The organism is Pseudomonas sp. BJa3 (assembly GCF_026343815.1).
GTDB lineage: Bacteria > Pseudomonadota > Gammaproteobacteria > Pseudomonadales > Pseudomonadaceae > Aquipseudomonas > Aquipseudomonas soli.
On the sequence record NZ_JAOXMC010000005.1, the window covers coordinates 322,650 to 333,523 of the forward strand.

Genomic DNA, 10,874 nt, shown 5'->3' on the forward strand with positions numbered 1-10,874 from the left:
GCCTCAAACGTCGGCAGGCAACACCGTGGCATTTACCTGGGTTGATTGGGCGATCATCGCGATCATCGCCATTTCCTCACTGATCAGTCTCAAGCGCGGCTTCGTCAAGGAAGCCTTGTCCCTGCTCATCTGGATTGTCGCCGGCGCGGTGGCCTGGATGTTCGGCGGCTCGCTTGCGCAGTATCTGGAAAGCTATATCCAGATGCCGTCCGCACGGGTCATTGCCGGCTGCGCCATTCTTTTCGTCGCCACGCTGCTGGTCGGGGCGATGCTCAATTTCCTCATCGGCGAGCTGATTCGCGTGACCGGGCTGTCCGGCACCGATCGCTTCCTCGGCATGGCCTTCGGCGCCGCGCGCGGGGGGCTGCTGGTGGTGGTGGCGGTCGGGCTGTTGAGCCTGGGGCCTGTGCAACAGGATCCGTGGTGGCAGGAATCGCGCCTGATACCACAATTTCTATTGGTAGCCGATTGGTCGAAGAACCTCATACTCGGGTTCAGCGGCCAGTGGATGTCCAGTGGGGTCAGCGCACCCGTTGACCTTCCGTTCAAGGAGCAGTTGCTCGGGCCGACCAAGCCCTGAGCGCGCTTCACTCAAGTTTCATCAAAGTAGGGGTTGCGTCGCATGTGTGGCATCGTCGGTATCGTCGGTAAGTCGAACGTCAATCAGGCGCTGTATGATGCGCTAACCGTGCTTCAGCACCGCGGCCAGGACGCTGCCGGTATCGTGACCAGCCACGACGGCCGGTTGTTCCTGCGCAAGGATAACGGCCTGGTGCGCGATGTCTTCCAGCAGCGCCACATGCAGCGCCTGGTGGGCAGCATCGGCATCGGCCATGTGCGTTACCCGACCGCTGGCAGCTCCACCTCGGCAGAGGCCCAGCCGTTCTACGTCAACTCGCCGTACGGCATCACCCTGGCGCACAACGGCAACCTGACCAATGTCGAGCAGTTGGCCAAGGAGATCTACGAGTCCGACCTGCGCCACGTCAATACCAACTCCGACTCCGAAGTGCTGCTGAACGTGTTCGCCCACGAACTGGCCGTGCGCGGCAAGCTGCAGCCGACCGAAGAGGACGTTTTCGCCGCCGTTTCCCACGTGCACAGCCGCTGTGTCGGTGGCTACGCGGTGGTAGCGATGATCACCGGCTACGGCATCGTCGGCTTCCGTGACCCCAACGGCATCCGCCCGGTGGTGTTCGGCCAGCGTCACACCGACGAAGGCGTCGAGTACATGATCGCCTCGGAAAGCGTGGCCCTGGACGTGCTCGGCTTCACCCTGATCCGCGACCTGGCGCCGGGTGAGGCGGTGTACATCACGGAAGGCGGCCAGATGTTCACCAAGCAGTGTGCGGAAAACCCGAAACTCCAGCCGTGCATCTTCGAGCACGTCTACCTGGCTCGTCCGGATTCGATCATCGACGGTGTCTCGGTGTACAAGGCGCGCCTGCGCATGGGCGAGAAGCTCGCCGAGAAGATCCAGCGCGAGCGCCCGGACCACGACATCGACGTGGTCATCCCGATCCCCGACACCAGCCGCACCGCGGCGCTGGAACTGGCCAACCACCTGGGCGTCAAGTTCCGCGAAGGTTTCGTCAAGAACCGCTACATCGGCCGTACCTTCATCATGCCCGGCCAGGCCGCGCGCAAGAAGTCGGTGCGCCAGAAGCTCAATGCCATCGAGCTGGAATTCCGCGGCAAGAACGTGATGCTGGTGGATGACTCGATCGTGCGCGGCACCACCTGCAAGCAGATCATCCAGATGGCCCGCGAAGCCGGCGCCAAGAACGTCTACTTCTGCTCCGCGGCCCCTGCGGTACGCTACCCCAACGTCTACGGCATCGACATGCCGAGCGCTCACGAACTGATCGCCCACAACCGTACCACCGAACAGGTGGCCGAGTTGATCGGCGCCGACTGGCTGATCTATCAGGACCTGCCGGACCTGATCGAATCGGTCGGTGGCGGCAAGATCAAGATCGAGCATTTCGATTGCGCGGTGTTCAACGGTGAGTATGTCACCGGCGATATCGACGAAGCCTACCTCGACCGCATCGAGCAGGCCCGTAATGACCTGGCCAAGGTGAAGACCCAGGCGGTCAGCGCGATCATCGACCTGTACAACAACTGATTTGGGAGCGACGGCATGACCGAACAATGGGATGCCGGTCGACTGGACAGTGACCTCGAGGGTGTCGGTTTCGACACCCTGGCGGTGCGCGCCGGTCAGAACCGTACACCGGAGGCCGAGCACAGCGAAGCGCTGTTCCTGACCTCCAGTTATGTTTTCCGCACGGCTGCCGACGCTGCCGCGCGCTTTGCTGGCGAAACGCCTGGCAACGTCTATTCACGCTACACCAACCCGACCGTGCGTGCCTTCGAGGAGCGCCTGGCGGCCATGGAAGGCGCCGAGCAGGCCGTGGCCACCTCCACCGGCATGGCGGCGATCCTCGCCGTGGTCATGTCGCTGTGCAGTGCCGGCGACCATGTGCTGGTATCGCAGAGCGTGTTCGGCTCGACCATCAGCCTGTTCGAGAAGTACTTCAAGCGTTTCGGCGTGCAGGTGGACTACGTACCGCTGGTCGACCTGGGCGGCTGGGAAAAAGCCATCAAGGCCAATACCAAGCTGTTGGTCGTCGAGTCGCCGTCCAATCCGCTGGCCGAGCTGGTCGATATCAGCGCCCTGGCCGAAATCGCCCACGCCCGTAGCGCGCTGCTGGTGGTGGACAACTGCTTCAGCACCCCGGCCTTGCAGCAACCGCTCAAGCTCGGTGCCGATATCGTGTTCCACTCTGCGACCAAGTTCATTGACGGCCAGGGCCGTTGCATGGGCGGCGTGGTGGCCGGTCGCAGCGAGCAGATGAAGGAAGTCGTGGGCTTCCTGCGTACCGCCGGCCCGACCCTCAGCCCCTTCAACGCCTGGGTCTTCACCAAGGGCCTGGAGACCCTCAAGCTGCGCATGCGCGCCCACTGCGAGAGCGCCCAGGCGCTGGCCGAGTGGCTCGAGCAGCAGGACGGTGTCGAGAAGGTCCACTACGCCGGCCTGCCGAGCCATCCGCAACATGAACTGGCCAAGCGCCAGATGAGCGGCTTCGGCGCGGTGGTCAGCTTCGAGGTGAAGGGCGGCAAGGAAGGCGCCTGGCGCTTCATCGACGCCACCCGGGTGATCTCGATCACCACCAACCTCGGTGACAGCAAGACCACCATCGCCCACCCGGCAACCACCTCCCACGGCCGTCTGACGCCGCAGGAGCGTGAAGCGGCGGGTATCCGCGACAGCCTGGTGCGTGTGGCGGTCGGGCTGGAAGATGTGGCCGACCTGCAAGCCGATCTGGCCCGCGGCCTGGCGGCGCTGTGATCGACTGGAAGGGTGGCGAGCCCGGCCATAATGGTCGGGTGGCCCTGGTGACCGGTGCCGCCCGCGGCATCGGCCTGGGCATTGCTGCCTGGTTGATCTGCGAGGGCTGGCAGGTAGTGCTCAGCGACCTGGACCGCCCGCGTGGTGCCAAGGTTGCCAAGGCCCTGGGTGACAATGCCTGGTTCATTACCATGGATGTGGCCGACGAGGCCCAGGTCAGTGCTGGAGTGTCCGAGGTGCTCGGGCAGTTTGGCCGGCTGGATGCGCTGGTGTGCAATGCGGCGATCGCCAATCCGCACAACCAGACTTTGGAGAGTCTGTCCCTGGCCCAATGGAACCGGGTGCTGGCGGTTAACCTCAATGGCCCGATGCTGCTGGCCAAGCACTGCGCACCTTACCTGCGCGCCCATGGTGGTGCGATCGTCAACCTGGCCTCCACCCGTGCCCGGCAATCCGAACCGGATACCGAAGCCTATGCTGCCAGCAAGGGCGGGCTGGTCGCATTGACCCATGCCCTGGCCATGAGCCTGGCGCCGGAGATCCGCGTGAATGCCGTGAGCCCGGGGTGGATCGATGCCCGTGACCCCTCGCAGCGGCGCGCCGAGCCGCTGAGCGACGCCGACCATGCCCAGCATCCGGCTGGCCGGGTAGGGACGGTGGAGGACGTGGCGGCGCTGGTGGCGTGGCTGCTGTCGCGCCAGGCGGGGTTTGTCACCGGCCAGGAGTTCGTGGTCGATGGCGGGATGACCCGCAAGATGATCTACGCCTGAGCTGTAACCTGTTGAGATGTAAGACAAAGGGGCCGAAAGGCCCTTTTTTGTCGGTTGTCCCGGCCCTGTCGCGGGGCAAGCCCGCTCCCACGCTGTGGGCGTCTGGATTGTGGGGGGCGTGCTTGCCCCGCGATCAGGCTGCCTTTTTTGCCCTTTTTGAAAAAAACTTCAATGGGGGTATTGACTTAGCATCGGTACCTGCGTAAATTTCGCGGCCTCAGCGAAGCAAACGCAACAAGCAACATCGCGGGGGTGATTAGCTCAGCCGGGAGAGCATCTGCCTTACAAGCAGAGGGTCGGCGGTTCGATCCCGTCATCACCCACCACTTCCTGAGAGCGTTTCTGGTCCAAGGTGCTTTGCAAGAAGCCCTCTGGCAGAGAGAAACAGGACGCAAGTCCAGCACTGCGCGGCGGTAGTTCAGTCGGTTAGAATACCGGCCTGTCACGCCGGGGGTCGCGGGTTCGAGTCCCGTCCGCCGCGCCATTTTATTCCAGATGGGTGCTTGCACCGGTCTGAGGCCGAAAGGCCAGGTCCCAGTTTCAATCAGGCGCAAGCCTGAACGATACGCAGCGGTAGTTCAGTCGGTTAGAATACCGGCCTGTCACGCCGGGGGTCGCGGGTTCGAGTCCCGTCCGCTGCGCCATCTTTCGCCAAGAGCCCCATGAACGCTCGAGGCAAGCAGAAAAGGCGATGATAAGTCGCCTTTTTTGTTCCTGGCTTTCGCGCTGTAGCGCTTGAAAGCTCAGATCCCAGTTTCAATCGGGTGCAAGCCCGAACGATACGCAGCGGTAGTTCAGTCGGTTAGAATACCGGCCTGTCACGCCGGGGGTCGCGGGTTCGAGTCCCGTCCGCTGCGCCATCTTCGCCTCGAGGCCCTTTGAACACCTCGAAGCAACGGAAAAGCGACCTTAGGGTCGCTTTTTTCGTTTCAGCAACTTGCCCGACCATGGGCAAGGATTTCCAACAAAGCTGACAGACTCTTCACCGATCAAAGGTTTCAGCCGCTGATCGATGTGATGCACAATACGCCCCATTCGTTTCTTCCCGGAATTGGCAATGTCTAGATCAACCGTCTATGGCGCGCTCGGGCTGGCCCTCGTGCTGGCGGGCGTGTCCGGCTGTTCCTCGAAAAAGGCCGCCGTCTACGAGCATGAGAACTTCGATGACTCGGGCACCTTTTCCCGCACCTTCGCCACCAGCGAAGCGGGCTCCTGCGAGGCGGCGCGCCGTGCGCTGCTCAGCCAGGGCTACATCATCACCAGCAGCGATGCCAACCAGGTCGCCGGCAACAAGAGCTTCCAGCAGAACGCCGAGAACCACCTGCAGATCAGCTTCAACATCACCTGCGTTTCGGACATGAGCGACAAGCATCGCTCGACCATGTTCGCCAACGCCCTGCAGGATCGCTATGCCCTGAAGAAGTCCAACACTTCCGCCAGCCTCGGCGTGGGCGTGCTGGGCTCGGTGTCGATGCCGATCGGCTCCACCGACGACTCCATGGTCAAGGTGGCCAGCGAGACGGTCACTGCTGCGCAGTTCTACGATCGTTACTTCGCCCTGGTCGAAAGCTACCTACCGAAACCGAAGAAGCCGGAGAAGTCCGAGCCTGCCGCCGAGCCGAAGGTGGAAAAACCTGCCGCCGACCTGGGCCTGCCGGAGCCTGCGCCCGCAGCCCTCGCGCCCGTACCGCAGCCCGCCACGCCGGTAGCCGAAAGCGTGGCAGAGACACCGGCTCCGGTATCGACACCGGTTGCTGCCGCCCCTGCCGCAGCGCCTGCGCCCGTTGCCACCCCAGCGCCTCCCGTGCCGTCCAGCGAGGCCCCGGCCGCGCCGGTGGTGGATGACAGCAAGGGCTCGCAACCCATCGCGCCGCCTGTCGAGCCAGCGCCGATCCAGATCCAGCAGGAAGCCCCGGCGGCAGAGCAGGCGCCGGCGCCACTCTGACTCGTCGATAACTTCCTGGATGCCTGCTACGTTTATCGTTCATAGGGCTGTAATCATTCTGTCATTACGCTGGCTTAGGTTGGCGCAATGACAGAAGAACGACGAATGAGGGGCGTGAAGATGGACGATTACCAGGAAGAACTGCTCGAGTTCCAAGCCTATGAGCTGGACCTGCCGGAGCCGGCCGACGACGCCACCGAGCTCTAACCGACTTGCCGCTGATGGCGGCGAAACTCCCCCGGGGTCAGCCCCGTCCAGCGCTTGAACGCGCGCTGGAACGCCTCTGCCGAGGCGAATCCCAACAGATAGGCGATCTCGCCGAAGGCCAGTTCCGTATCGCGGATATAGGTCTCGGCCAGGTCACGCCGTGTGTCGTTGAGCAGGTTGCGAAAGCGCGTGCCTTCCTCGGCCAGCTTGCGGCGCAACGTCCAGGTCGGCAGTTGCAGGTGCCGCGCCACTTCCTCCAGGTCCGGTTCGTGCCCGCCATTGAGCAGTGGGCCCAACAGGTGGGTGATGCGCTCGCCCAGGCTGCGCACACGGGTGCGCTGGGCCAGTTCCGCTTCGCACAGCTGCAGTAGGTGCTGCCAGGTACTGGGGCAGTGCTGCAGGTTGGGCAGGTCCAGGGTGGCCCGGCTCAGGCGCAGTTGGTTGGCCGTGCCACCGAAATGCACGGTGCCCGTACACAGGCCTTGGTATTGCGTGGCGTAGGTGGGAGTGTCGAATTCGATCTCAAGACGTTCGGCTTGCACCGGCCTGGCGCTGAGGGCACCGAGCTGCGCGAGCCAGCCCGCGAGCATCGAGTCGACCACGAAGTGGTTGTAGCTGTTGTAGGGGCTGATGGAATAGAACCTCAGCCAAGCGCCCTGGGTATCTTCGTGGAAACTCGACCGACCCCGGTAGTTGGCGGCATACAACGGTTCGAAGCGCAGCAGGGTGCGGGCGGCTTCGCCGAGGGTGGGGGCCTGGGCGGCAGTCACCCCGGCCAGCCCGGCCTGGGCCAGGCGGCTCAGGCGCCCCATGTGTAGGCCCAAGGCAGGTTCGGCGGACAAGGCGATCGCTGCATGCCCCAAGTGCATGTAGCGCGGAATCGACAAGCGTGCACCCGGCTCGGCCAGGCGCCTGGCGTCAAGGCCGTAGCGTAGCAGCAGCGGCTGCGGGTCATGGCCGAGCTTGGCAAGTGCTTCTGCCAGGGGCTGGACGAAACCTACCGACAGGTCACCCAGGCGCACACGGGGGCGGGGCATCGCGTCACAGCCACAGGTTGAGCAGGCGCGCACCGTGGCTGTCGTTACCGACCCACAGTGTGCCGCTTTGGCTGGCAAAGCCCTGCCCGTCGCTGCCCAGCTCCCAGAACTGGCCGCGCATGAACACGCTCATGCTCGGGGTGCCGGCATTGGCGGCCAGCGGTAGTTGTTGCCAGGCGCGTTGCTCACTGACTTCGCCTCGTCGCAGCGGGAGGTCGGCCGCCTGCGCCTGATGGCGGTTCCCACGCCAGGGCGCCTGCCAGCTGTGCTTGCCACTGAGGAAGACCGGGTTGGCGATCACTTGCACCGATTGCGCGGCCAGTTGCCGGTGGTTGTCCGGATACCAGCTATCGCTGCCGATCAGCACGCCCAGGCGCCCGGCGGGGGTCTGCAATACCTGCAGAGGATGATGCCGGCCATCATGGATATAGCGCCGGTTTTCGCTGTCGGGGTATTGCTGGGACTGCGGCTGGCCGAGCACCGAACCATCGCTGGCGAACACCAGGCTGCTGTTGTACAACGGGCCGTTGCCGGTGCGCAGGACGCCATTCTCGACGTAGGGCGCCGGCAAAACGATGGAGCCCGCCACCAGAGTGACGCCGAATTCCCGGGCCAGGTTGCCGAACAGTTGCTGGTAATCGGCGGCCATCTGGGCCGCTTTCATGCGCAGGTGGGCATCCGAGCGGCGGTCGTCACCGCTGGCTGCTAGCATGGCCAGGCCATAGCGCAGAGGATTGCTCAACTCCAGCCATTGCCAAGCCTCGCTGCGTTGGGTCACCTGGTAAAGCTCGCGCTTTTCGCCACGGGCCCACAGCCAGGTGCCGATATGCTCGGGGAGTACCACCACGGTACGTGGATTGACCAGCCCTTGCGCGCGCGCCTGCTCCAGATAGGCCGAGAGCTTGCGGTGCAGGCGTGTCAGATTCTGATAGTCGCCTGGATACAGCAGTGGCTCGACCCCGAGCAGGTTGCCGTGCTCGCCTGGCACGCCTTGGTTGAGGGCCAGGTCGATGCGCAGGTCAGACAGGTAATGGCCCTCAGGGCGCTGCAGGGTCCAGAAGCCGTAGCCACAGAGGGCGGCGAGGGTGACCAGCGCCAAGGCGCCGACTAGCAGTTTTCGCATGGAGCGTTCCAGCGTTGTGCGGTAGAGGTGCCTTAGGGTAGACCTGCTGTGCAGCAGGATCAATAAGTTGTCAGTTTCGATCATTGAGCGCGTTCAAACGCCTGTTTAATGTCGGCCTCAGACAACCGACGGGCCCCGCGAGCTGGTGTAGACAGCGGCAGAGGCGCCCGCATTCCCGTGATCACGCCAACTGTGGAGTTCATCCATGGCTACTGAACGTTACCCGCACTTGCTGGCTCCACTCGACCTGGGCTTCACCACCTTGCGCAACCGCACCCTGATGGGTTCGATGCACACTGGCCTCGAGGAGCGCCCCGGCGGCTTCGAACGCATGGCCGCGTACTTCGCCGAGCGCGCCCGTGGCGGCGTCGGTCTGATGGTCACCGGTGGCATCGCGCCCAACGACGAAGGTGGCGTGTATTCCGGCGCGGCCAAGCTCAGTACCGAGGAGGAGGCCGACAAACATCGGATCGTCACCGATGCGGTGCACGCCGCCGGGGGCAAGATCTGCCTGCAGATCCTGCATGCCGGACGCTACGCCTACAGCCCTAGGCAAGTGGCGCCTAGCGCCATCCAGGCGCCGATCAATCCGTTCAAGCCCAAGGAGCTGGACGAGGAAGGCATAGAGAAGCAGATCCGCGACTTTGTCATCTGCGCGAGCCTGGCCCAGCGCGCCGGCTACGACGGCGTCGAAATCATGGGTTCGGAAGGCTATTTCATCAACCAGTTCCTCGCCGCCCATACCAACCACCGCACCGACCGCTGGGGTGGCAGTTATGAGAGCCGCATGCGCCTGGCTGTGGAAATCGTGCAGCGGGTGCGCGAGGCGGTGGGGCCGAACTTCATCATCATCTTCCGTCTGTCGATGCTCGACCTGGTTGAGGGCGGCAGCACCTGGGACGAGATCGAGCTGTTGGCCAAGGCCATCGAGCAGGCTGGCGCCACACTGATCAACACTGGCATCGGCTGGCACGAGGCGCGCATCCCGACCATCGCCACCAAGGTGCCGCGCGCGGCGTTCAGCAAGGTCACCGCCAAGCTGCGTGGCGTGGTGAGGATCCCGCTGATTACCACCAACCGCATCAATACCCCGGAAGTGGCCGAGGCCGTGCTGGCCGAGGGCGATGCCGACATGGTCTCCATGGCCCGGCCGTTCCTGGCCGACCCCGATTTCGTCAACAAGGCAGCCGAAGGCCGTGGGGACGAGATCAACACCTGCATCGGCTGCAACCAGGCGTGCCTGGACCACACTTTCGGCGGCAAGCTGACCAGTTGCCTGGTCAATCCGCGGGCCTGTCACGAGACGGAGCTCAACTACCTGCCTGTGCAGGCAGTCAAGCGCATCGCCGTGGTCGGCGCCGGACCGGCTGGTCTGGCGGCCGCCACCGTGGCTGCCGAGCGCGGCCATGCAGTGACGCTGTTCGATGCTGCCGGCGAGATCGGTGGCCAATTCAATGTGGCCAAGCGGGTGCCAGGCAAGGAGGAGTTCTACGAGACCCTGCGCTACTTCCATAACAAGGTGAAGTCCACGGGGGTTGAGCTGCGCTTGAATACCCGTGTCGACGTCGCCGCGTTGGTGGCCGGCGAGTATGACGAAGTCATCCTGGCCACCGGTATCGCACCGCGTACGCCGGCCATTCCCGGCATTGACAATGCCAAGGTGCTGAACTACCTGGACGTGCTGCTCGAGCGCAAGCCGGTGGGACAGCGGGTGGCGGTGATCGGTGCGGGTGGTATTGGTTTCGATGTGTCCGAGTATCTGGTGCACCAGGGCGTGGCCACCAGCCAGGACCGTGAGGCGTTCTGGAAGGAGTGGGGCATCGATACGCAGCTGGAGGCCCGTGGTGGTGTGGCCGGGGTGAAGGCAGAGCCTCACGCGCCGGCGCGCCAGGTCTACCTGCTGCAGCGCAAGAAGACCAAGGTTGGCGACGGCCTGGGCAAGACCACCGGCTGGATCCACCGCACGGGGCTGAAGAACAAGCAGGTGCAGATGCTCAACAGCGTCGAGTACCTCGGCGTGGACGATGCCGGCCTGCATGTGCGCATCGGCGACGGCGAGCCGCAGGTGCTGGCGGTGGACAACATCGTTGTCTGCGCGGGGCAGGAGCCGCTGCGTGAGTTGCATGATGGCCTTGTGGCGGCCGGGCAATCGGTGCACTTGATCGGTGGTGCTGATGTGGCGGCTGAGCTTGATGCCAAGCGGGCGATTAACCAAGGGTCGAGATTGGCGGCCGAATTGTAATTGTTTGAACTGGTGATGAGCCAACTTTCACAGGTGAGGTTTTCCTTTGGCAGTTGGCTTGTCAGCGAGTAGCTGTAACTGAAGAAACACTGCGAGTAGTGTTCATATGCTCCATGTATCTTGCTCTTGCTCTTGCTCTTGCTCTTGCTCTTGCTCTTGCTCTTGCTCTTGCTCTTGCTCTTGCTCTTGCTCTGC

Annotated in this window: 8 protein-coding genes and 4 tRNA genes; 10 read left to right on the forward strand and 2 right to left on the reverse strand. The window is 63.7% G+C overall.

The window, feature by feature from the left end; genetic code table 11:
* Positions 1-25 precede the first annotated feature (25 nt).
* The 9 genes from OH705_RS08320 to OH705_RS08360 all read left to right on the forward strand — a co-directional run bounded on the left by OH705_RS08320 (position 26) and on the right by OH705_RS08360 (position 6,070).
* Positions 26-580: a CvpA family protein gene (locus OH705_RS08320; protein WP_038706536.1), complete on the forward strand. Its 555-nt coding sequence runs from the start codon at positions 26-28 to the stop codon at positions 578-580.
* A 42-nt stretch (positions 581-622) separates the two neighbouring features.
* A complete protein-coding gene (gene purF, locus OH705_RS08325) occupies positions 623-2,128 on the forward strand; it encodes an amidophosphoribosyltransferase (protein ID WP_023631895.1) in 1,506 nt (501 codons plus the stop codon).
* A 15-nt stretch (positions 2,129-2,143) separates the two neighbouring features.
* Positions 2,144-3,355 carry an O-succinylhomoserine sulfhydrylase gene (locus OH705_RS08330; protein WP_267301810.1) on the forward strand — a complete coding sequence of 404 codons (1,212 nt, stop codon included), beginning with the start codon at positions 2,144-2,146 and terminating at the stop codon, positions 3,353-3,355.
* Positions 3,352-4,125 carry an SDR family oxidoreductase gene (locus OH705_RS08335; RefSeq protein WP_031316683.1) on the forward strand — a complete coding sequence of 258 codons (774 nt, stop codon included), beginning with the start codon at positions 3,352-3,354 and terminating at the stop codon, positions 4,123-4,125. Before OH705_RS08330 ends, OH705_RS08335 begins: the two co-directional genes overlap by 4 nt.
* 250 nt (positions 4,126-4,375) lie before the next feature.
* Positions 4,376-4,451: transfer RNA gene (locus OH705_RS08340), tRNA-Val, on the forward strand.
* Positions 4,452-4,532: 81 nt separating this feature from the next.
* Positions 4,533-4,609 (forward strand) — tRNA-Asp (locus OH705_RS08345).
* Positions 4,610-4,692: 83 nt separating this feature from the next.
* Positions 4,693-4,769 (forward strand) — tRNA-Asp (locus tag OH705_RS08350).
* Between the two features lie 139 nt (positions 4,770-4,908).
* Positions 4,909-4,985 (forward strand) — tRNA-Asp (locus tag OH705_RS08355).
* Between the two features lie 197 nt (positions 4,986-5,182).
* On the forward strand, positions 5,183-6,070 hold the full coding sequence (locus OH705_RS08360; protein WP_038706534.1) for a DUF2242 domain-containing protein: 888 nt from the start codon (positions 5,183-5,185) through the stop codon (positions 6,068-6,070).
* A 203-nt stretch (positions 6,071-6,273) separates the two neighbouring features.
* Here OH705_RS08360 and OH705_RS08365 read toward each other — a convergent pair whose 3' ends face one another.
* Together OH705_RS08365 and OH705_RS08370 are read right to left on the reverse strand one after the other, a co-directional pair.
* On the reverse strand, positions 6,274-7,314 hold the full coding sequence (locus OH705_RS08365) for an AraC family transcriptional regulator (RefSeq protein ID WP_038706533.1): 1,041 nt from the start codon (positions 7,312-7,314) through the stop codon (positions 6,274-6,276).
* Positions 7,315-7,318: 4 nt separating this feature from the next.
* A complete protein-coding gene (locus tag OH705_RS08370; protein WP_094012616.1) occupies positions 7,319-8,437 on the reverse strand; it encodes a nitrilase-related carbon-nitrogen hydrolase in 1,119 nt (372 codons plus the stop codon).
* 205 nt (positions 8,438-8,642) lie between these two features.
* On the opposite strand from OH705_RS08370, the gene OH705_RS08375 reads away from it, so the two are divergent.
* Positions 8,643-10,679 (forward strand): FAD-dependent oxidoreductase, encoded by a 2,037-nt coding sequence (locus OH705_RS08375; RefSeq protein WP_267301816.1) that lies wholly within the window; start codon positions 8,643-8,645, stop codon positions 10,677-10,679.
* Positions 10,680-10,874: the final 195 nt, after the last annotated feature.